The sequence below is a fragment of the Massilia rubra genome (genome assembly GCF_011682065.1).
GTDB lineage: Bacteria > Pseudomonadota > Gammaproteobacteria > Burkholderiales > Burkholderiaceae_D > Telluria_A > Telluria_A rubra.
The window spans coordinates 43,349-64,345 of the sequence record NZ_VUYU01000009.1 but is presented as its reverse complement, the minus strand read 5'-3'; the positions used below and the strand labels follow the sequence as shown (position 1 = coordinate 64,345).

The following is a 20,997-nucleotide window of genomic DNA, read 5'->3' as shown; positions in this document are numbered from 1 at the left end:
CGCCGCGTCAATCGTCGTCGCCGCCGTCGCCCTTGATCTTCTTGCCGCGCTCCGCGTCGAGCCTGGCCTTCATGGCGGCGACATCGGTCATGAATTCGTCGACGCTGTGATCGGGGCTGACGCGCGTCGAGGGCGGCATCAGCACCGACATGAACAGTTCGTCCGCCACGCGCCCGGTGCGCAGCTGGTTGCTGATCAGGGTCAGGCCCGATCCGACCAGCGCCATGATCAGGCAGGCCAGCGCAAAGCGCCGGCTCTGGTGCGGCTTGACCGTCACCAGGTGGAAGAAGATCACGCCGGCCACGATGGCGATGGCCACATGGGCGCTGTAGGCGGTGAGCGCTTCGAGCGAGAACGCATAGGCCATGGCGCTCGCCCCGAGCTTGTAGGCCAGCACCGCCGTCAGGCCGCAGCCGAAAATGAACAGGTGGCGCCCGAGCCGCGCGTGGCGGCCGAACAGGCGGTTGGCGAAGGCCCACGCGCCGCTCCATACCAGGCCGATACCGATGCCGTACGCCAGCGGCAGCAGGTAGCGGATCAACTGGAACGCCTGGGTGTCGGAAAGCCAGGTGGTGATCAGCGCAAAGGCGCCGATCAGCAGCAGGCCGACCATGCCGGGAATGCCCCCCTCCCAGCCGTGCATGGTGCGGTCGACCATCTCCGCCCCGACCGGAAAGTCGGCCCCGCGCACGCGCAAGGTGGTGTGGCCGATGCGGATGACGGTGTCGCCGGTCAGCACCAGGCTGTCCTTGCGCTTGCCCAGGTGGACCACGCCGTTCCTGGTGCCCAGGTCGCGCAGCACGGCCTGGCCCTCGTCGCCCGCTTCGAGCACGGCGTGGCGCGGCGCGGCGAAGGCGTCGTCGAGAATGAAGTCGTTGTCGTAGCCGCGCCCGAAGCGGATCGGCAGCGTGTCGACCTGGTGCCGGTGCAGCACGTCGCCGTTGCGCGCCAGGGTTTCGATGAAGTAGGGCGCCTTCATTTATTGTTCCCGCGCGCCAGCGCTTCAAGGAAGGCGCGCGTGGTGCGCATGCCGTTTTCGTACGACACGCCCGATACGTCGAGCCGGCTCTGCAAGGTGGCGCGGGCGTCGTCGGTGCTGGCGGTGAGCAGGGTGAAGTTGTACAGGCCGGCGAACTTGCGGTAGGCGCGCACGCAGGTCACCGCGCGCAGCGGGAGCGACTTGGTCTTGACGAATTTCTCGGTGCACATCGGCCCGGTCAGGCGCGTGTCTTTGGTGCTGCCCAGGTTATCGGTCTTGAACAGGGTCGAGGCCAGCACCGCAAAGCGCACCGGGTCCAGGATGGCCGAGCGCACGTACTGGTGCGTCATCGACACATGCCCGGTCTGTTGCGAGTCCGACACAAAAATGGCCGACTCCATCGCGCAGGCCATGGTGTCGGCGTTGAAGGTGGCTTCGGCCTTGACGTTCGAGCGTCCCCAGCAGCGCACTTGCTCCGACTCGCGCACCGGCACCTGGTACGGCCCCATGGTCTTGAGCGAGAGCGGCGAATCGAGCAGGCGGTCGATCATGGCGCGCTGGTGCGCCAGCAATTGCTCGCCGATCAGGGGATTGAAATCCTTGGGTTTGCCGGTCTGCGCCCGCACTTTTCTCAGCAGTTCCTGGGCGTAGCGCACCGGCACCAGAAAGCTGATCAGCTCGCCATCGCGCCGCTTCGACACGTTCACCCCGGCCACGTCGCCGCCCACGGTCACGCTGGGGCCGCCGCTCATGCCCGAGTTGATCGGGCCGGTGAACATCAACTGGTCGTAAAAGCTGCGCGAGATGATGCCGTTGTAGGAGCCTTCCGAGATAGCGAAGCCGAGGTCGAGAGGATTGCCCAGCGAATACAGATACTGGCCCTGGGTCAGCTTCACCAGTTTGTCGGGGATATTGAAAAAGCCGCTGCCGTTGCGGTTGATGCGCACCACGGCCAGGTCGTGCAGCACGTCCACGGCCAGCAGCTCGACCGGGCCGCTCTTGCCGTCGGTATCGATGTATTCGCCCACGTACACATCCGGGTCGATCGCCATTTGCGAGACCACGTGATAATTGGTCAACACCAGATTGCTGGTGCCGACCATGAAGCCCGAACCGACGGTGGACTGGCTGCGCCCGTTCTTGAGCAGCATGCGGATTTGTAACAGGTCGCCCTTGGCGGCGGAATACACTTTTTGCGCGGCCGAGGAGGGGGGCGGCAGGGCGGCGTTCTCGTCGACTTCGGGTATGGGCGTGGCCGGCGGCTGGGCGCCGGGCGGCAGCACGGCCGGGGCGGTGGGCGGGACGACGGCGGGAATGGCGAGGGAAGCTGGCGGACGGGGCGGCGCAGCAGGCTTCGAGGGCGGCGCCGCCGCGATGGCGTGGGCCGCGAAGCAATAAGCAAGCACTGCAGTATTGACAAATTTCATGCAATCCTTCGGTGGCAAGCACTGTTTCCGCTATCTTGCCACCAGCTTAGCTTATTTGCGCGTCGGCGGGGTTCCCTTAGAGTTCGCCGTCCTGCGCGACCGGCTCGGCCAGGACGCTCATCATGTGGCCGAGCTTGGCTTCCTTGGTGTTCAGGTAGCTGTTGTTGAAGGCGTTGCGGTTCACCAGCAGGGGCACGCGCTCGCTGACGCTGATGCCGAGTTTTTCCATGGCGTCGATCTTGCGCGGATTGTTGGTCATCAGGCGCAGGGAATCGATGCCGAAATGGCCGAACATCGGCTGGCACAGCTCGTAGTTGCGGGCGTCGGCGTGAAAGCCCAGGGCCAGGTTGGCTTCGACCGTATCGGCGCCGGCTTCCTGCAGGCGGTAGGCGCGCATCTTGTTGACCAGGCCAATGCCGCGTCCTTCCTGGCGCAGGTACAGCAGGATGCCGCGGCCTTCCTCGGCGATGCGCTTGAGCGCGCCTTCGAGCTGGGCGCCGCAGTCGCAGCGTTGCGAAAACAGCACGTCGCCGGTCAGGCATTCGGAGTGGACGCGCGCGAGGACCGGTTGGCCGTCGCCGATGTCGCCCAGGGTCATCGCCAGGTGCTCCTTGCCAGTCGCGTGCTCGACAAAAGCGTGCAGGGTGAACTGCGCCCAGGGGGTGGGCAGCGCGCAGGAGGTGGTGTAATCGAGTAGTTCTTCAGTGGCAGGGGAGGGCATGGCGATGTTCTCAAAACTATTGCTGTAGCCGCAAGTGTAGCGGAAAACCCGGGCAGCCGTTGGGCGAGGGGCTCTAAAAGGCGGCGCCGCGCGGCGTTTGCGCCAGGCAGGGAATGGTCGCGCCGGCGCCGGGAAGGGCCTTCCAATGGGAAATCCAGGCTGGACAAAAGCGCGTACAATTGTATTTTTGCTTATCAAATTGCCATGTCTCAATCTTATCTTGAGGCCGACCGCCTGAATCTGTTCATTTCGAAGGTCACCGATTATGCGATTTACATGCTGTCGGCCGATGGCGAGGTCGTGAGCTGGAACGCGGGCGCGGAACGCTTCAAGGGCTATACGCCGGATGAGATTATCGGTACGCATTTTTCGGCGTTCTACACACCCGAAGACAGGGCCAACGGTGTCCCGCAACGGGCGCTGCACGCCGCCCGCACCACCGGCAAGTTCGAAGACGAAGGCTGGCGCGTGCGCAAGGACGGGTCCTTGTTCTGGGCCAGCGTGGTCATCGATCCCATTTTCGGGGCCGACGATGTTCTGTTGGGATACACCAAGATCACGCGCGACATCACCGAAAAGCGCCGCACGCTCGAAGCGCTGCATGCCAGCGAAGAGCGCTTCCGGCTGCTGGTGCAGAGCGTGACCGATTACGCCATCTATATGTTGTCGCCCGACGGGCTCATCACCAACTGGAACGAGGGCGCCCGACGCATCAAGCGGCTCGATCTGGCGCAAGTCGAAGGCAGCCATTTTTCGCGCTTCTATACCGAGGAAGACAAGCGCAACCGGATGCCGGAAAAAGCGCTCTGGACGGCCGAGCACGAGGGACGCTACGAGACCGAAGGCTGGCGCGTGCGCGGCGACGGCGCCACGTTCTGGGCGCACGTGGTGATCGATCCGGTGTACGACTCGAGCAGGCAGTTGATCGGTTTTGCCAAGATCACGCGCGATATCAGCGAGCGGCGCGAAGCGGCCATCACGCTCGAGCGCACCCGCGAAGCGCTTGCTCAATCGCAAAAACTTGAAGCCATCGGCAAGCTGACAGGCGGCATCGCGCACGACTTCAATAACCTGTTGAGCGTCATTTGCAGCGGTATCGACCTGATGCGCGCAACGTCCCCGGAGTCGGTCCAGCACCGCAAGATCATCGACAGCATGGAGCGCGCCGCCCAGCGCGGCGCCGCGCTGACCGGTCAATTGCTGGCGTTCGCGCGCCAGCAGCCGCTGACCCTGGAATTGCTCGATCTGTCCCGGGTGATCGCCTCCTTCGAGGCCGTGCTCAGGCGCGCGATCCCCAGCGCGGCCACCTTCGTGATCCGCAAGGCGCCCATCGGTAAGGTCCGCACCGATGTGTCGCAGTTCGAATCGGCGCTGCTGAACCTGGTGATCAATTCGCGCGACGCCCTGCTCGACGGCGGCGCGGTTACTCTCGAGACGCGCCAGGTCGAGTTGGGCGATAACGAGGTCGGCCAGCTTCCTGGCGGCACCTATGCGCTGATCTCGGTCAACGACAATGGCGCCGGCATGCCGCCCGAGGTGGCGGCGCGCGCCCTCGAACCGTTTTTCACGACCAAGCCGGTCGGCAAAGGCACCGGCCTTGGCCTGAGCCAGGTGTATGGCTTGATGCAGCAATCGGGCGGCCACGTCGCGATCGCGTCGACACCCGGCGAGGGCACTTGCATATCGCTGTATTTCCCGGCTGAAGCCGGGGAGGACGGGGTCGAACCGGCAGCGTCCGGACTCGACAAGGCGCTCATCGTCGATGACCAGCCCGACGTGCTCGACATGACGGTGGCCATCTTCCAGAGTCTCGGTTACGAGGCCATTGCCGCCAACAGCGGCGCCGAGGCGATCGGCCTGCTGGAGCAGCACCGCGACATCAAGGTTTTGTTTACCGATGTCGTGATGCCCGACATGAACGGCGTGGCGCTGGCGCAGGCCGCCAGGCAGCTTCTGCCCCACATCAACATCCTGCTCACCTCCGGCTATATGGGCGCCGCGCTGCGCGAGCAGTTCGGCGTAGGGCTCGCGCAGTTCGACCTGGTCACCAAGCCGTACCGGCTGGCCGACGTGGCCAAGCGCCTGCGCACGTTTTCCGCGTAGGCGCCGGGCGTGGCGGCCGCCGGCGCGCCACGCCGGGTTCGTCAGGTTCGGCTTAATAAGGCAGGTCGAACACCAGCACTTCGGCCGCTTCGGCGTTCTCGATCCTGAGCGCGCGCTCCTGCGTCAGTTTCAAGGCGTCGCCGCCATTGAGGCGCACGCCGTTGACCATCAGCGAGCCGCGGATCAGATGCACATAGCCGGTGCGCCCCTCGGCCAGCGTGTGCTCGATCACCTCGCCGCCATTCAGGATCCCCGCATAGATCGCGGCATCCTGGTGAATCAGCACCGAACCCTGGCGCCCGTCACTCGACGCAATCAGGCGCAACTGCCCGATTTTGCTCTCCGGCGCAAAGTGCTTTTCCTCGTAGCTCGGCGCAATGCCGGTCACGTTCGGCTGGATCCAGATCTGCAGGAAATGCACGGGTTCCGTCGCCGAGCCGTTGAACTCGCTGTGGCGCACGCCGCTGCCGGCGCTCATCCGCTGCACATCGCCGTAATGCAAGACCGAGCCCGTGCCCATGCTGTCCTTGTGTTCCAGCGCCCCTTCCAGCACGTAGGAAATAATCTCCATGTCGCGGTGGCCGTGGGTGCCAAAACCTTGCGACGGCGCCACTTTATCTTCGTTAATCACCAGCAGCGGACCGAACCCCGTGTGTTTCGGATCGTGATAATGACCGAACGAAAAGGTATGTTTCGATTGCAGCCAGCCATGATTTGCGTTGCCACGTTCCGCGCCTTGACGAATTTCCAACATGATATGCTCCGTTTCTTTTAAGTTAATGTGCAATAATTTCGAATTCACCTGATCGGTGGATTTCAAGTTCGCTGCACCGATGAAGCTAGTATAGGCCGGGTTAAGCGAATCAAAAAACGGAAAATTTCGTCCTCTATGATCGAAAAAATCGAATGTTAAAACTGAGCCTGGAAGCCCTGCTGATCGTCGACGCCATCGACCGTCGCGGTTCCTTCTCCAAAGCCGGGCAGGAATTGCACCGCGTGCCCTCGACCATTTCCTACACGGTCGCCAAGCTGGAAGAAGACCTGGGCGTGCAGGTGTTCGAGCGCAACGGCCCGCGTATCCTGCTCACCCCGGCCGGGCGCGAATTGCTCACCGAAGGGCGCTACCTGCTCAAGGCCGCGCAAGACCTGGAGCACCGCGTACGCCGGGTCGCATCCGGCTGGGAGACCGAACTGGGCATCGGCATCGATTCCATGTTTTCGGTGCTGGCGCTGCACGAGCACATCCGCGCCTTTTACCAGGTGGCCGAGCAGACCCGCTTGCGCATCGTGCAGGAAACCTTGTCCGGCCCGTGGGAAGCCTTGCTCGACCGCCGCGTCGACCTGCTGGTGGGCGTGGCCGGTGACGGCCCGGCCGGCGGCGGCTACGTTGCCCGCCCGATCGGCTCGATGCCCTTCGTGTTCGCGGTCGCGCCCCATCATCCGCTGGCCGGCCTGCCCGAGCCGCTCGGCCGCAGCCAGTTGCAAAACCACCGCGCCATCGTGGTGGCCGATTCGGCCCGCAACATGGCGGCCCGCACCGTCGGCCTGCTGCTGGGCCAGGACGCGCTGACGGTGCCGACCATGCAAGCCAAGTTCGACCTGCAGGTCGCCGGCCTGGGCTTTGGCTTCTTGCCGCAATCGTGCGCCCGCCCGGCCATCGAACGCGGCCTGCTGGTAGAAAAACAAGTCGAGGAAGTGCGCGGCGCCGAAACCTTTTACGTGGCCTGGCGCGTGGGCGAGGAGGGCGCGGCGCTGCGCTGGTGGCGCGAGCGCATGCAGGTATCCGGCCTGTTCGCGCAACTGTCCGGATACCTGCCGGGTGGATCTGCAACACCCGCTTAGGACATCCCGGATATTTTCCGTGAATCGCCTCGCTTATTGATCTAAACCTTGGTGAGGGGGAATTCCCCGGAGGTAACATGGATTTGTTGCCACCCACCATCTCGATCCCAATGACCTGCTCGAGCCCGGCCCCTTTGCTTGTTTTCCGCGTATTGGCGGACCGTCGCGGCTTGCCGTCCGGCCTGCTGATCGAAGCCGGCGCCGCCATGGGCGAGGCTCACCTCGCGAGCGCCTTGGTGGACGATCTCGGCGCCCTGTGCCGGGATTTTCCGTGCCTGTACCGCCCTGGTGCCGACCCGCGCCTGGCTGCGGCGCTGGCCGGGCACGGCTGGAGCGCGCTGGCCGAGCGCACCCTGTTCCGCGCCGGCGAGCGCTTCACCAGCATGCCGCTGCCGCCCGAGGCGCGCTGGATCGACGGCGACTGGTGCCTCGGCGCGCCGGCCAAGGTGCTGGCCAGCCAGGCCGCCTCGCGCACGCTCGCCCTGCAACTGGTGCAACTGGTCGCCGCCGACGCCGACACCCACGAAATCGAAGCGCTGCTGCGGCTCGACCCGACCATGTCGTACCAGCTGCTGCGCCTTGTCAACTCGCTCGGCATGGGCGCGGTGCGGCGCATCACCAGCTTCGGCCAGGCGCTGCTGATCCTGGGACGCCAGCAACTGCGGCGCTGGCTCAACCTGATGCTGTTCGCCGCCCAGAAAGGCGACATCCGTTCGCCCATGCTGCTGGCGCGCGTGGCGGTGCGCGCGCGCGCCCTCGAACTGCTGGCGCGCACGCGCGGCCTGGACAAGCTCACCCAGGAGCAAGCCTTCATGACCGGCATGTTCTCGCTGCTCGGCATTCTGTTCGGCTTGCCGCTGGCGTCCTTGCTGGCGCCGCTATCGATCAGCGAGGCCGTGCAGGGCGCGCTGCTGCATCACGACGGTGAACTGGGCGCGCTGCTGGCGCTGGTCGAACTGGCCGAACAGGGCGAACCGGATGCGCTGGCGCCACCGCTGGCGGCATTGCAGATCGCAGCGGACGACTTCAATAGCGCCAACCTGGAAGCGCACCGCTGGATGCTGGCGGCGCTGCGCGACAGCGGGGCGAGTGGCCATGGCTGAATCGGCGCTCGACCGCAGCCTGGACCTGGTGCGCAATGCGCGCGCGATGCAAGGCAATGCCCTGGCCGAGATGCTGGTGCGGCTCGAAGCCGAACTGCTGCTGGCCAAACAGGCGCAACTGCCGCTGTCGCGGCGCCTGCTGCAGCACCACGCCGACACCTACGAGCACTCCGACGACGCCGTGATCGTGCTCGATCTGTCGGGCTACCTCACCAGCTGGAACCGCGGCGCCGAAGCGGTGTTCGGCTACACCAGCGACGAAGCGATCGGCCAGCACGTGTTGTTCCTGTACGCCGACGATGCCGGCGCCGACGACCCGGGCATCGCCGAACTGTTCCTCGAACATGGCAGCTGCCTGGTCGAAGTGCGGCGCCGCCGCAAGAGCGGTGACGTGATCTGGGTGCGCCTGGCGCTCTCGCTGATCAACGATGACGACGGCGAAGCGATCGGCATGCTGGTGCACCTCTCGCCGCTGGCCGAACACCTGACCGAAGAAGACAAGATCCGCCTGTATGCGCGCATCATCGAAGACAGCGACCAGGGCGTGCTCATTACCGACGCCAGCGAGCGGATTGTGTCGATCAACAGTTCGTTCACCCGCATCACCGGCTACTCGGCCACCGAATCGATCGGCCAGACGCCCGACCTGCTGCGCTCCGGCGTGCACGACGCCGACTTCCGCGCCAAGGTGCGCGCCGCCATGCAGGGCAACGGCCCGTTTCGCGGCGAGATTGTCGGCAAGCGCAAGAACGGCGAACTGTTTCCGCAGTCGGTCACCATCAGCGTGGTGCGCAATGCCGAGGGCAGGATTACGCATACCTTTTCGCTGTTCTCCGACATCAGCGTGCACAAGGACGCCGAGGCGCGCATGCAGCGCATGGCCAACTACGACGGCATGACCGGCCTGCCCAACCGCTCGCTGTTCAATCACCTGGTCGGACAGGTGCTCAACGAAGCGCGGCGCGGCAACGAGTATGGCGCGCTGATGGTCATCGAAGTCAATCGCGTCGGCGCCATCAGCGACACGCTCGGTCACGACGTGGCCAGCGAAGTCATTTGCACGGTCGGGCGCCAGTTCCGCAGCGTGCTGCGCGAGCCCGACATCCTGGCGCGGATCGACGGCAGCAAGTTCGCCGTCGCGCTGCCGACCATCGGCCAGCGCGAGCACGCCGGCATCGTCGCGCAAAAGCTGCTCGCGACCCTGGCCGCGCCGCTGCTGGTGGCCGGCCATGGCCTGCAGGTGAGCGCCAATATCGGCATCGCGCTGTATCTGGACGACAGCATGGATACCGCCTCGCTGCTGCGCTTTGCCGAGGTGGCGCTGGCCAAGGCGGGCGAATTCGGCCTGGGCGGCTTCTTGTTCTACCGCGACGAGATGGACCAGCGCGCGCGCGAACGCCTGCGCCTGGAGACCGAACTGCGCACCGCCCTGGCCGAGAACCAGTTCGAGCTGCACTACCAGCCCAAGGTGAGCTTGCGCAGCGGGCGCATCGTGGGCGCCGAAGCGCTGATCCGCTGGCGCCATCCGGAGCGCGGCATGATCTCGCCGGGCGTGTTCATTCCGCTGGCCGAAGAGACCGGGCTCATTTTCGATATCGGCAACTGGGTCATGAATGAAGCGTGCCGCCAGATCCGCGCCTGGGACGATGCGGGGCTGTCGATGCCGCCGGTCGCCGTCAACGTCTCGGCGCGCCAGTTCGACCGCAGCCTGCCGGCCCGCGTGAACGAAGTGCTGGACCGGCACGGCGTGGAACCGGCCCAGATCATGTTGGAGATCACCGAGTCCCTGCTGGTGCGCGGCACCGACAGCGTGATCGCGATCATGAACGACCTGGTGGCCATGGGCCTGGCGCTGGCGCTGGACGACTTCGGCACCGGCTATTCGAGCCTGGCCTACCTGAAAAAATTCCCGATCAGTACACTCAAGATCGACCGTTCCTTCGTGATCGGCCTGCCGTACGAGGAAAACGATTGCGCCATCGCGCGCGCCATCGTCACCATGGCCCAGCAACTGCGCCAGGAAATCGTGGCCGAAGGCGTGGAGACGCCCGAGCAGATGGCGTTCTTGCGCGACCTGGGTTGCGACCAGCTGCAAGGCTACCTGTTCAGCCCGGCGGTCGGCGGCGATGAATTTGCCCGCATGCAGCGCGAAAGCAAGCGCTTGACAGTGAGCCGATAGCGCGCACTTCTGTTCAACATCAAACAAGTCGCGTATTTTCCGCGCATGCTGTCTTCACAGGTCAACCATCCTATGAAGAGCTCGCCGTGACAAGCACTTTCCCAACCACTCCGCAGGTCACCGTACTGATGCCGACGTACGGCCAGTCCCATTTTCTGCCCCGCGCGCTCGACAGCCTGCTGGCCCAGTCGCTCACCGCCTGGGAAGCCATCGTCATCGACGACGGCTCGCCCGGCGACGATACGGCGCGCGCCGTCGAACCATTTTTGCTCGACGCGCGCCTGCGTTACCAGCGCCTGCCGCACAACACGGGCCTTGGCAATGCCCTGAACGTGGCGCTGGACCAGGCGCGCGCGCCGCTGGTCGCCTGCCTGCCCAGCGACGATGTGTTCTACCGCGACCACCTGGCGACCTTGCGCGCGGCGCTGCACGCAGATCGGGATGCCGTGCTGGCCTTTTCCGGCATGCGCCATCATTACAACCGCGAGGCCGAGGGCCAGCTTGCCGGGGTCGCGCTGCAACTGGTCCAGTGCATGTTTCGCCGCACCGGCTTGCGCTGGAGCGCGCGCGACGAACTCGAATCCGACGACCTCGAACGGCTGTACTGGGGCCGCCTGCGCGCGCGCGGGACCTTCATCGCCACCGGCCAGGTCAGCTGCGAGTGGACCAGCCACCCGGCCCAGCGTCACAAGCTGATGCAGGAGCCGGTCGGCGGCATCAACCCGTTCCGCCAGCACTACCGGGTGCGCGAGCCGCTGCGCTTTCACTCCACCATGGGTAACGCGATCGACGAGGTGGCGCAGTACCGCGCCATGCGCGAGCGCGCGCCCACGCCGGCGGCGGCGGACGGCCTCAATATCCTCCTGGCCGGCGAACTGGCCTACAACGCCGAGCGCGTGCTGGCGCTGGAAGAGCGGGGCCACACGCTGCACGGGCTGTGGATGCGCGCGCCGTACTGGTACAACGCGGTCGGGCCGCTGGCGTTCGGGCATGTGCGCGAGCTGCCGTTCGATGACTGGCGCAGGGCCGTCGGGGAGCTGCGCCCTGACATCATCCACGCCCAGTTGAACTGGCAGGCGGTGCCGTTTTGTCATGAACTGATGCTGGCCACGCCTGGCGTGCCGTTCGTCTGGCACTTCAAGGAGGGGCCGTTCATCTGCCTCGAAAAAGGCACGTGGCCGCAACTGGTGGAGTTGTTCGCGCAGGCCGACGGCTGCATCTTCAGCAGCCCCGAAATGCGCGACTGGTTCGATACCGTCTTGCCGGGTTTGTCGATCTCGAAGCCGTGCCACGTGCTCGATGGCGACCTGCCCAAGGCCAGCTGGTTTGGCGAGCAACGCACGCCCTTGCTGTCCGCCGCGGGCGAGGGCGACATCCACACGGTGGTGCCGGGGCGTCCCATCGGCCTGCATCCGCACACGGTGGGCGAACTGGCCGCGCAGGGCATCCACCTGCACTTTTACGGCGACTTTACCCAGGGCCAGTGGCGTCAATGGATCGAGGATGCGCGCCGGCTGGCGCCGCGCCACCTGCACCTGCACGCCAACGTCGAGCAAGCGCGCTGGGTGGAGGAATTTTCGCGCTACGACGCCGGCTGGCTGCACGCCTTTGCCAGCACCAACGACGGCGAGCTGCGGCGCGCCAACTGGGATGACCTGAATTATCCGGCCCGCATGGCGACCCTGGCCGCCGCCGGCTTGCCGATGATCCAGCGTAGTAACGAGGGCGCCATCGTGGCCACCCAGACCTTGTCGCGCCAGCTCGGCACGGGCGTGTTCTACGATGAAATCGCGCATCTGGGGGCCTTGCTGCGCGACCGGCCCCACATGGACGCCTTGCGCGAACGGGTGTGGTCGCAGCGCGCCCAATTCACGTTCGACGCGCATGTGCCCGAACTGGTGGCATTCTTCAGGCGCGTGATCGCGCAGGCGCATCGACGCGACGGCGGCGATCGCAGGACGAGCGCGTTGCGACCGTAACGCTGGCGCTTAACGCCGTCCGCGCAAGGGATCGAGCAGGCTGCGCAGGTCGTTGTGATCGAGTTCGTACATCAGCGCGAGCAGTTCGCCGATTTCCCCACGCGGAAAGCCCTCGCGCGCGAACCAGCCGAGGTAGTGGCCGGGCAGGTCGGCGATGACGCGGCCTTTGTATTTGCCGTAAGGCATTTCACGGGTCAGCAGCAGTTGGAGATGTTCTGGTTTCATGATGCCGCTACTGTAGCAAAAACGGCGTGCTCCGGTCGGCCTTCATCGATTATGTCATGTCATTTCCCGTACAATGACATGACGGTTCCCAGTGACCGGGAATCAGGAGAGTGCATGAGCAAAGAGGTCACGATGACGATCCGGCTTGCATCGGATTTGCGTTCCAGCTTTTTGGAAGCGGCCGAGCAAGAGCATCGGCCAGCCGCCCAGGTGTTGCGCGATTTCATGCGCGAGTACGTCGAGCATGCTCGCACCCGCGCGCCGGTCGTCAGTCCAGCCGAGCGCAAGCGCCGTGAAGAGGCCGTCAACTATGCGCGGGCGTCGGTCGGCCTGGAAGATTTCAATCTCAGCACGACCGACGAGAAGCATGCGCAGCGCTTCATCAATGGCGACATTGAACTCGCCGAGTTCGTGAAGGTGCGCAATGACCCGGCCCAGAGCGCTAAGCCGCTCACGGCTGGACAGCGCCAGGCGCTGGAGGCGACCCATGCCTGGCAGCGCGTCGTTGAACTTCGCCTTGACACGGTGCGCCCCAACTTCGACCCTGCACACCTGAAAGAAATCAACCGCCGCATTTTTCAAGACCTTCCCGGCCTCGGCTTCGACGATGTGACGCCGGGCGAATTCCGGCCGGCCGTTGCGTCTGGCAACGACTGGATCAAGAGCCGCAGCCTCGCATCGGTCGGTGCAACGTCGAATGTCGCGTATTCATCCATGGACGAGGCCGCGCAAGCGCGTCTCGACACTGTTCTGAACGGTGTGGACCCTGCCGTCCTTTCCAAGCTCAACCTGGCCGCGTTCACGACGGCGATCGGCGCACTGTATGCCGAGGTCGATTACCTCCACCCTTTCAGCGACGGCAACAGCCGCACGCTGCGCGAGTTCACGCGGCAGCTGGCGCAGGCGTGCGGCTACAAACTCGATTGGGAGCGGTTCGGCAAGTCGCCGGCCGGCCGCGACGTTCTCAACATCGCTCGCGACCGCAGCGTGAACATCCTCGCCCTGGCGCACATTGCGCACCCAGGCACGCAGCGCGATATTGCGTTGAGCATGGATCAGCTCGAAGGCAACCGCGACTTGCCCAACCTCCTGCGTGACGCCATTCGGCCGAGTCGCGCCGTCACCTTCGAGTAGTTGCAAGAAGCCGACGCGCTCCCTTTGTATTTATCGTAAGGCATCTCGCGCGTCAGCGGCAAGCGCGCGCCCCGGCCGCACGCTCATTCTCATTCTCATTCTCATTCACGACGCGCTTGACACCGACCTTTATCGTAACTATGATTGTTACGATTAAATCTGAGAAAGCACAACATGGATACTGACTTCATCGTCGTCGGCGGCAGCTTCGCCGGCATGGCCGCCGCGATCCAACTGGCGCGCGCCAACCGTCCGGTGCGCGTGATCGACGCCGGCCAGCCGCGCAACCGCTTCGCGGCCGCCGCCCACGGCTTCGTCGGCCACGACGGCCGCGCCCCGCACGCCATCATGGCCGACGCGCGCCGCCAGTTGCTGGCCTACCCCAGCGCCAGCGTGATCGACGCCACGGTCGACAGCGCGGCGCGCATCGACGGCGGCTTCGAAGTCGTACTCGCCGGCGGGGAACGCATGCGTGCCAGGCGCCTGATCCTGGCCAGCGGCGTGGTCGACCAGTTCCCGCCGATCGACGGCGTGCGCGAGCGCTGGGGCGCCTCCATCCTGCACTGTCCCTACTGCCACGGCTACGAATTCCTGGGCCGCCGGCTCGCCGTGATCGGCATGATGCCGATGTCGGCCCACATGGCGCAGCTGATTGCCGAATGGTCGCCGTTCGTCACCTACTGCGCCAACGGCATCGCGCTCGACGCGCAGCAGGAGCAGGTACTGAAAGCGCGCGGCATCCGCATCGAACACAGTAAAGTCGCCTCGCTCGGTGGCGTGGCGCCGGCGCTGGACGGCATCGTCCTCGAAGACGGCACGCGGGTGCCGGCCGATGCCGCATTTTTGGCGACGCAAGTGTCCACCAGCCCGCTCGCGCGGCAGCTCGGATGCGAATTCGACGAAGGCCCGCTCGGTCTCTACGTGCGCACCAACGAGTTCCAGGAAACCACCGTCGCCGGCGTATTCGCCGCCGGCGACGTGGCGCGCATGCCGCACAACGCCACCTGGGCCGCCGCCGATGGGGTGATGGCCGGCACGGCGGCGCACCGTTCGGTGGTCTTTGCCTGACGCGGCCCGCCGTGCTATCGTCTGGCAGATCACAAGGAGCTGAAATTGACCCGCCTGCGCCACCTGCCTTGCCTTCTCGTCTTGACCATGCTGGCCGCCTGCGCGGGGACCGGCGGCGCGGGTTCGCCGGCGGCCCAGGTCGAGCGCTTCGAGATCGTCAGCCGTGCTCCCGCTTTTGACGGCAAGGTCTTCGACGACGCCGGCGCCTACGAGAAAATCGTCGCCATCGCGCACCTGCGCATCGACCCGCATCATCCGGCCAACCGCGCCATCGTGGACCTGGACAAGGCGCCCACGACCGGCGGCTGGGTCAAGTACGATACCGACGTGATCCTGCTGCGCCCGCGCGACGCCGCCAAGGCGTCGCGCGTGATGGTGCTCGACATCCCCAACCGTGGCGGCAAGCTGGCGCTCGAGATGGTCAACGAAGGCGGCGCGCGCGACGCCGGCAACGGCTTCCTGATGCGGCGCGGGCACACGCTCGCGTGGATCGGCTGGCAGGGCAATATCGGCCTGGCGGCCAACGGCGAATTGGCCGGGACGGCGTTTCCGACGGCGCTGCTGGACGGCCAGCCGATCACCGGCCAGAGCGTCGAAGAGAAGGTCTTCGACGACATCAAGCCGCTTGGCGCGATCGACCTGGCGTATCCCGCCGCCTCGACCAGCCAGGATGGCGCGCTGCTGACGGTGCGCGCGCACGCCACCGCCGCGCCGCTCATCCTGCCGGCCAGCGCGTGGAGCTACACCAGTGCGACCCGGATTGAGGTCACTCGTCCACGCGGCTTCGACGCCGGCGCGATCTACCAGTTCCAGTACCAGGCGCGTGATCCGGTCGTGATGGGCCTGGGCATGGCGGCGCTGCGCGATGTGACCAGCCATCTCAAGTCGGGCATGGCCGATGGCGCCGGCCAGCCCAACCCGCTGGCCGACATCAAGCCCGACGTCGCGCTGGCGCTGGGCGTGTCGCAGTCGGGGCGCTTTCTGCGTGACCTGATCTGGCAGGGTTTTAACGCCGACCCGCGCGGCGGCAAGGTGTTCGACGGCGCCATGCCGCTCATCGCCGGCAGCCGCAAGAGTTTTGTGAACCGCCGCTTCGGCCGGCCCGAACGCTACTCCACCCTGCACCTGAACCACTGGACCTACGGCGACCAGTTCCCGTTCAGTTACGCGGTGACGACCGACCCGGTCGGCGGCGCAACCGATGGCATCTTCGCGCGCTGCCTGGCGACCGGCACCTGCCCGAAGCTGATGCACGTCGACAGCAGCACCGAATTCTGGCAGGGCCGCGCCTCGCTGGTGGTGACCGACGGCGCCGGCAAGGACATCGCGCTGCCGGCCGGCGTGCGCGCCTACCTCATGTCGTCGACCCAGCACATGACGGCCGAGCGGGCCACGGTCGGCATCTGCAAGTGGACGAATAACACGGCGCAGCAGGGACCAACGGTGCGCGTGCTGCTCGACCGCCTGGTGGCGTGGGCGCGCAGCGGCAAGGAGCCGCCGCCCAGCCGCTTTCCGCAGATCGGCAGCGCCATGCTCACGCTCCCGCAGCGCGACGCGGTCGGTTTCCCGGATCTGCGCGCGCTTGGCGTCGGCTATCCGGACGGGTTGAATGAGTTGACGCTGGTCGATTACGCCAGCCTGCCGCCCAAGCCTGCGCCGGACAAGCGCTACCAGGTGCTGGTGCCGATGGCCGATCTGGACGGCCACGATATCGCCGGCATCCGCCTGCCCGATGTGGAGGTGCCGCTGGCGACCTATGCCGGCTGGAACCTGCGCCGGCGCGGCTTTGCCGAAGACCAGCTGTGCGGACTGAATGGTTTGTCGGTGCCGTTCTCAGCAGTGCCGCGCGCGGGCGATCCGCGTCGTGCGCTCTCGCAGCGCTACGCGACGCGGCTGGAATACGCCAAGGCGGTGGCGATTTCCGCGCGGGCCTTGCGCGACGACGGACTGCTGCTCGACGAAGACGTTACCCGCTTCATCGAGCGCGCCAAAGTGGACCAGCGGGTTGGGCCGTAACGTCATTCTTTACGACCATCGATAAGTTCAATTAGTTCCCCTCGTCCGTTGATTGTCTGATTCACGGCAAAGCGCGCTGCAAAAGCGCGATGGCGGCAATCGTGCAAGCGTAAACTTGGTGGTGCGGTACTTGCCGCGCCAACGGGAGAAATTGATGAGCATGAATGCGGTGAATAGCGGTCCACCTGACCCTGAAAACAAACGTGCGTCTGTTGCGGGCGGCGGTGGACCGCCATATGATGCCCATATGGAGCGTCGCCTCACCGTGCTCGAAACGCGTTTCGACACAATCTTGCCGACCTTGGCCACCAAAGCCGATCTGGCTGAGTTGCGTCTGGACGTTGAAAGAATGCATCTCGATCTCCGTACTACGCTGACCGTTGAGGTCCACACCGCATTGACGAGCACGATGAGGTGGTGCATCGCACTCGCCATGACCGTGGTATTGAGCGTCGTCGGCCAGGGACTCTATTTGAACAAGCAGATTGCCGATATCGCGGCGCGGGTAGCACCTGTCGGCGTGCCGTCCGCACTGGCCCCGGACCGCCCGCCTGCGGCGTAGCTCGCATCTGCTTCCCCGCCGCAAGCGGGCGCCGCAAGCGGGCGCCATCACAGCGCCGCGCTGATCCGCTCCCGATCGCTCAGTCGCGCTGCCGGGTCTTGGCGTTGTGCGCCTTGATGACCACCTTCCACTTGTTACGCGCCGCGATCCGGTCCAGCGGCGTTTGCTGGCTGCGCCGTGCATCGCGCAGCAGCTTGCGGTAGTTCAGCAAGCGGTCCGGATCGACCGCCCCGCGCACCGCGCAACCGGGTTCCTCTTCATGCGCACAATCGCGGAACTGGCAATGCCGCGCCAGCTCGCCGATATCGTCAAAACTGGCCGCCAGCGCCTCTTCATCGGCATCCGGCTGCCACGAGCGCAGGCCGGGCGTGTCGATGATGCAGGCGCCGCTCGGGCACTGGTGCAGCGAGCGCGCGGTGGTGGTGTGGCGCCCGCGGTTGTCACCCCGGCGCACGCCGCCGGTTTCCTGGTGGCTTGACGAGAGCGCGTTGGTCAGGGTCGACTTGCCCGCGCCCGAGGTGCCGAGCAGGATCAGGGTCTGCCCCGGCGCCAGCCAGGGCGCCAGGATGCGCGCCGGTTCGTCGTCCAGGGCGTTCAGTGCGAACGCCTGCACCCGGCGCGGCAGGCGCTCCGTGAGCTGGCGCATGCGCTCGTCGACGTCCAGCCCGATATCCGCCTTGGTCAGCACTACCACCGGCTCGACGCCTGACGATTCGGCCAGCGCCAGGTAACGCTCCAGGCGGCGCAGGTTGAAGTCGTTATCCAGGCCCATGACCAGCAGCGCGGTATCGACGTTGCTGGCCAGGGACTGGCGACGCCCGTCGCTGGCGCGCCGCGCGATATGCGTGACCGGCGCCAGGCGCTCCGACAGCCACTGTTCGCCGTGCGCATGGGGTTCGGCCAGCACCCAGTCGCCCACGGCGAGGGCGGCGTCGCCTGCCTGCAGCGACTGGACCAGTTTATTGAGTGAGCGCGCGCGCGATTCGGCGACGCCGTCGTGGATGACGGCCCAGTCGCGGTGAACTTCCGTCACGCGCACCAGGCGCGTGCCTTCGGGGGCTTGTTCGATGGTGGCGAGTTGGCTGGCGACCGATTGCGTCAGCCCGATAGTGCGCAGTGATTCAAAATCGATGTGGATCATGATGAGGGTGTGTTCCCGGATTCGTTCGCCCGCGACGCGCGCGGGCACAAGCCGCGCGCAACAGCACGCAGGCAAAAAGAAAACGGAGGTCGGCGCGCGATCGGGCGCGCATCAACACACGAGGCTCAGTCCGGACTCAGTCCGGAAAATACGGCAGGCAGGCGGGTTGTGGCGGGATCAGGCGGCCGACAGGAGGGCAATATCATTCGTATGCATGGTGTAATCTCCTGTGGAAGTCAATAGAAGCTGGCAGTGTGCCAGCCGGGCGCGGGCGCGTCAAGCGCGCGGAGGATGCTATATTCGCTGCACCCGGCCCACAGGAAGATATAGCGATGAACAACCCGTCCCGCCTGCACGACTTCTTACTTGCCTTCACCCGCCTTGTCGATACGGCCGCACAGGACGAGGCGCGCATGCTCGAACAGGGCAGGCCGCTGCTGGCCGCCTTGATCGCCCACGACGACTGGCTGCCCGCCGCATTCGCCGCACCTCACCCGGACCGCTATCAACAATACCTGCTCCATTGCGACCCGCACGCGCGCTTTTCGGTGGTCAGTTTCGTGTGGGGTCCGGGCCAGGCAACGCCGGTGCACGACCATACCGTGTGGGGCATGGTGGGCGTGCTGCGCGGGGCGGAACGGTGCGAGGAATTCGCGCCGCCGGCCGGCCACGGGCCGCTTGCCGCCATCGGTGCGCACCATCTGCCGGCCGGCGCGATCGACGTGGTGTCGCCGCGCGTGGGCGACATTCACCGCGTGTCCAACGCCAGCGAGGGCGCGGTCTCGGTCAGCATCCACGTGTACGGCGCGGATATCGGCCGCATCGCACGCCATGTGTACGATCCCGTCACCGGCGCGGCCAGCCGTTTTGTGTCCGGTTACACCAACATCGCCACACCCGACGCCGGGCAGCCATTGCCCGGATCGGGTTGTTGCGTATAATCCAAGATCAGCTTGGCAAAACCATCATTAGAGAACAGATCATATGGCTTCATCCTCAGACAACATCAGCATGGCTGTGTTTTGCGACTTCGAGAACGTCGCGCTCGGCGTGCGTGACGCGAACTACGAAAAATTCGACATCAAGCCGGTCCTCGAACGGCTTCTGCTCAAGGGCAGCATCGTGGTCAAGAAGGCGTACTGCGACTGGGAGCGCTACAAGGGCTTCAAGGCCACCATGCATGAAGCGAACTTCGAACTGATCGAGATTCCCCATGTGCGCCAGTCCGGCAAGAACTCGGCCGACATCCGCCTCGTGGTCGATGCGCTCGACCTGTGCTACACCAAGTCGCACGTCAATACCTTCGTCATCATCAGCGGCGACTCCGACTTTTCGCCGCTGGTGTCCAAGCTGCGCGAAAATGCCAAGCAGGTGATCGGCGTGGGCGTCAAGCAGTCCACCTCGGACCTGCTGGTGGCGAACTGCGACGAATTCATTTTCTACGATGACCTGGTGCGCGAAGTAAAGCGCGCGGCCGCCAAGCGCGACGAGCGCAAGGTGCAGCCGCAGGCAAAACGCTCGCCCGACGAAGGCAACCGCCGCAAGGAAGAACTCGAATCGCGCAAGGCCCAGGCCATCGACCTGGTGGTCGAGATGTTCGATGCGCTCGTGTCCGAACGCGGCGACAGCGGCAAGATCTGGGCTTCGCTGCTCAAAGATACGCTCAAGCGCCGTCGTCCCGATTTCAACGAGACTTACTATGGCTTCCGCACCTTCGGCAACCTGCTGGAAGAAGCGCAAAACCGTGGCATGCTCGAATTCGGCCGTGACGAAAAATCCGGCGCCTACGTTTACCGCAGCAGCAATGCCAGCGCCAACAACAACCACCAGTCGCACGCGGTGGAGCTGCAAGCGTCCGCAGTGCAGGACGACGCGCCAGCGGTAGTCGATGTCGCGGAAGAAGCGCCAGCCAAGCCGGAATCGTCGCGTCGCGGACGTGGTCGCGGTGGCCGCAACCGCAACGACAACGACACCGTCGAGGCGCTCGCGCCGGACGTTGTGGAGTCCGAGGATGCGGCGGAGCTGCCGGAAGCCGAGCCGGTAGCAAGCGTGCCGGCCTGGTACGACCCGCAGCCGGAAGCGGTGGAAGCGGCGCCGGTCGTTCCCGAGTCGTCGCGCCGTCGTGGCCGTGGAGGACGCAACCGCAACGAGCCTGTCGAGGCGAGCGTGCCGCAAGCGGTGGAGCCGGTGGCAGCGGCCCCCGCATGGTACGACCCGGCGCCGCAGGCCGACGAACCGGTGGAGCCGGTCGACGCTGAAGTGACGCCCGAAGCGCCGGTACAGGAAAAGCGTCGCCCAGCGCGCAAACCTGCGGCCAAGAAGGCGGCCAAGCATGTCGACGTGGCCCCGGCTGCCGAGGTGGCGCCAGAGCCGCAACCGGAACCGGAACCGGTAGCGCTGGAGCTGCCGGCGGAGCAGGGCGATGAGGAAGCGCCGGCCAAGCCAGCCAAAAAAGCCATCCCGCGCAGCCGCCGTCCGGCCAAGCCGAAGGCCCCGGCCAAAAGCAAATAGCAAGCAC

At 65.6% G+C, this 20,997-nt stretch carries 17 protein-coding genes; 11 read left to right on the top strand and 6 right to left on the bottom strand.

Features of this window, described 5'->3' with window-relative positions:
• Positions 1–7 precede the first annotated feature (7 nt).
• The 3 genes from F0185_RS15765 to ribA all read right to left on the bottom strand — a co-directional run bounded on the left by F0185_RS15765 (position 8) and on the right by ribA (position 3,127).
• Positions 8–979 (bottom strand): FHA domain-containing protein, encoded by a 972-nt coding sequence (locus F0185_RS15765; protein ID WP_167225941.1) that lies wholly within the window; start codon positions 977–979, stop codon positions 8–10.
• The gene (locus F0185_RS15760) at positions 976–2,406 is read right to left on the bottom strand and encodes a trypsin-like peptidase domain-containing protein (RefSeq protein WP_167225940.1); all 1,431 of its coding nucleotides are present in this window, start codon (positions 2,404–2,406) and stop codon (positions 976–978) included. The genes F0185_RS15765 and F0185_RS15760 overlap by 4 nt, the downstream gene beginning before the upstream one ends.
• A 76-nt stretch (positions 2,407–2,482) precedes the next feature.
• Positions 2,483–3,127 carry a GTP cyclohydrolase II gene (ribA, locus tag F0185_RS15755; protein WP_167225938.1) on the bottom strand — a complete coding sequence of 215 codons (645 nt, stop codon included), beginning with the start codon at positions 3,125–3,127 and terminating at the stop codon, positions 2,483–2,485.
• A gap of 204 nt (positions 3,128–3,331) precedes the next feature.
• Here ribA and F0185_RS15750 point away from each other — a divergent pair, with 204 nt between their 5' ends.
• Positions 3,332–5,230 carry a hybrid sensor histidine kinase/response regulator gene (locus F0185_RS15750; RefSeq protein WP_229477056.1) on the top strand — a complete coding sequence of 633 codons (1,899 nt, stop codon included), beginning with the start codon at positions 3,332–3,334 and terminating at the stop codon, positions 5,228–5,230.
• Between the two features lie 52 nt (positions 5,231–5,282).
• Here F0185_RS15750 and F0185_RS15745 read toward each other — a convergent pair whose 3' ends face one another.
• Positions 5,283–5,984 carry a pirin family protein gene (locus tag F0185_RS15745; RefSeq protein WP_167225936.1) on the bottom strand — a complete coding sequence of 234 codons (702 nt, stop codon included), beginning with the start codon at positions 5,982–5,984 and terminating at the stop codon, positions 5,283–5,285.
• Between the two features lie 152 nt (positions 5,985–6,136).
• Here F0185_RS15745 and F0185_RS15740 point away from each other — a divergent pair, with 152 nt between their 5' ends.
• The 4 genes from F0185_RS15740 to F0185_RS15725 all read left to right on the top strand — a co-directional run bounded on the left by F0185_RS15740 (position 6,137) and on the right by F0185_RS15725 (position 12,333).
• On the top strand, positions 6,137–7,072 hold the full coding sequence (locus tag F0185_RS15740; RefSeq protein ID WP_167225934.1) for a LysR family transcriptional regulator: 936 nt from the start codon (positions 6,137–6,139) through the stop codon (positions 7,070–7,072).
• Positions 7,073–7,149: 77 nt separating this feature from the next.
• Positions 7,150–8,175, top strand: a complete 1,026-nt coding sequence (locus tag F0185_RS15735; protein WP_167225932.1) for an EAL and HDOD domain-containing protein — start codon at positions 7,150–7,152, stop codon at positions 8,173–8,175.
• Positions 8,168–10,354 (top strand): putative bifunctional diguanylate cyclase/phosphodiesterase, encoded by a 2,187-nt coding sequence (locus tag F0185_RS15730; protein WP_167225930.1) that lies wholly within the window; start codon positions 8,168–8,170, stop codon positions 10,352–10,354. The genes F0185_RS15735 and F0185_RS15730 overlap by 8 nt, the downstream gene beginning before the upstream one ends.
• A gap of 86 nt (positions 10,355–10,440) precedes the next feature.
• Entirely contained in the window at positions 10,441–12,333 is a 1,893-nt protein-coding gene (locus F0185_RS15725) for a glycosyltransferase (protein WP_370664023.1), read from the top strand.
• 9 nt (positions 12,334–12,342) lie between these two features.
• On the opposite strand, the gene F0185_RS15720 is transcribed toward F0185_RS15725, so the two are convergent.
• Positions 12,343–12,558: a DUF3820 family protein gene (locus F0185_RS15720; RefSeq protein ID WP_054263608.1), complete on the bottom strand. Its 216-nt coding sequence runs from the start codon at positions 12,556–12,558 to the stop codon at positions 12,343–12,345.
• Between the two features lie 114 nt (positions 12,559–12,672).
• Here F0185_RS15720 and F0185_RS15715 point away from each other — a divergent pair, with 114 nt between their 5' ends.
• The 4 genes from F0185_RS15715 (at position 12,673) to F0185_RS15700 (ending at position 17,338) form a co-directional block, all read left to right on the top strand.
• Positions 12,673–13,692, top strand: a complete 1,020-nt coding sequence (locus F0185_RS15715) for a Fic family protein (protein WP_167225928.1) — start codon at positions 12,673–12,675, stop codon at positions 13,690–13,692.
• Positions 13,693–13,866: 174 nt separating this feature from the next.
• A complete protein-coding gene (locus tag F0185_RS15710; RefSeq protein WP_167225926.1) occupies positions 13,867–14,760 on the top strand; it encodes an NAD(P)/FAD-dependent oxidoreductase in 894 nt (297 codons plus the stop codon).
• A 45-nt stretch (positions 14,761–14,805) separates the two neighbouring features.
• Positions 14,806–16,776: an alpha/beta hydrolase domain-containing protein gene (locus tag F0185_RS15705; RefSeq protein WP_167225924.1), complete on the top strand. Its 1,971-nt coding sequence runs from the start codon at positions 14,806–14,808 to the stop codon at positions 16,774–16,776.
• Between the two features lie 154 nt (positions 16,777–16,930).
• Complete coding sequence (locus tag F0185_RS15700) at positions 16,931–17,338, top strand: hypothetical protein (protein WP_167225922.1); 408 nt, start codon at positions 16,931–16,933, stop codon at positions 17,336–17,338.
• 79 nt (positions 17,339–17,417) lie between these two features.
• Here the strand turns inward: F0185_RS15700 and rsgA are convergent, their stop codons facing one another.
• Positions 17,418–18,479, bottom strand: a complete 1,062-nt coding sequence (gene rsgA / locus F0185_RS15695) for a ribosome small subunit-dependent GTPase A (protein WP_167225920.1) — start codon at positions 18,477–18,479, stop codon at positions 17,418–17,420.
• Positions 18,480–18,811: 332 nt separating this feature from the next.
• Between rsgA and F0185_RS15690 the strand changes: the two genes are divergently transcribed.
• Both F0185_RS15690 and F0185_RS15685 read left to right on the top strand, forming a co-directional pair.
• Positions 18,812–19,420: a cysteine dioxygenase family protein gene (locus F0185_RS15690; protein ID WP_167225918.1), complete on the top strand. Its 609-nt coding sequence runs from the start codon at positions 18,812–18,814 to the stop codon at positions 19,418–19,420.
• A gap of 43 nt (positions 19,421–19,463) precedes the next feature.
• Positions 19,464–20,990: an NYN domain-containing protein gene (locus F0185_RS15685; RefSeq protein WP_167225916.1), complete on the top strand. Its 1,527-nt coding sequence runs from the start codon at positions 19,464–19,466 to the stop codon at positions 20,988–20,990.
• The last annotated feature ends 7 nt before the right edge of the window (positions 20,991–20,997 follow it).

Bases quoted from the DNA above. Each gene is read 5' to 3' on its own strand.
- F0185_RS15765 (WP_167225941.1), bottom strand. From the start codon at position 979: ATGAAGGCGCCCTACTTCATCGAAACCCTGGCGCGCAACGGCGACGTG.
- F0185_RS15760 (WP_167225940.1), bottom strand. From the start codon at position 2,406: ATGAAATTTGTCAATACTGCAGTGCTTGCTTATTGCTTCGCGGCCCAC.
- ribA (WP_167225938.1), bottom strand. From the start codon at position 3,127: ATGCCCTCCCCTGCCACTGAAGAACTACTCGATTACACCACCTCCTGC.
- F0185_RS15750 (WP_229477056.1), top strand. From the start codon at position 3,332: ATGTCTCAATCTTATCTTGAGGCCGACCGCCTGAATCTGTTCATTTCG.
- F0185_RS15745 (WP_167225936.1), bottom strand. From the start codon at position 5,984: ATGTTGGAAATTCGTCAAGGCGCGGAACGTGGCAACGCAAATCATGGC.
- F0185_RS15740 (WP_167225934.1), top strand. From the start codon at position 6,137: ATGTTAAAACTGAGCCTGGAAGCCCTGCTGATCGTCGACGCCATCGAC.
- F0185_RS15735 (WP_167225932.1), top strand. From the start codon at position 7,150: ATGGATTTGTTGCCACCCACCATCTCGATCCCAATGACCTGCTCGAGC.
- F0185_RS15730 (WP_167225930.1), top strand. From the start codon at position 8,168: ATGGCTGAATCGGCGCTCGACCGCAGCCTGGACCTGGTGCGCAATGCG.
- F0185_RS15720 (WP_054263608.1), bottom strand. From the start codon at position 12,558: ATGAAACCAGAACATCTCCAACTGCTGCTGACCCGTGAAATGCCTTAC.
- F0185_RS15715 (WP_167225928.1), top strand. From the start codon at position 12,673: ATGAGCAAAGAGGTCACGATGACGATCCGGCTTGCATCGGATTTGCGT.
- F0185_RS15710 (WP_167225926.1), top strand. From the start codon at position 13,867: ATGGATACTGACTTCATCGTCGTCGGCGGCAGCTTCGCCGGCATGGCC.
- F0185_RS15700 (WP_167225922.1), top strand. From the start codon at position 16,931: ATGAGCATGAATGCGGTGAATAGCGGTCCACCTGACCCTGAAAACAAA.
- rsgA (WP_167225920.1), bottom strand. From the start codon at position 18,479: ATGATCCACATCGATTTTGAATCACTGCGCACTATCGGGCTGACGCAA.
- F0185_RS15690 (WP_167225918.1), top strand. From the start codon at position 18,812: ATGAACAACCCGTCCCGCCTGCACGACTTCTTACTTGCCTTCACCCGC.
- F0185_RS15685 (WP_167225916.1), top strand. From the start codon at position 19,464: ATGGCTTCATCCTCAGACAACATCAGCATGGCTGTGTTTTGCGACTTC.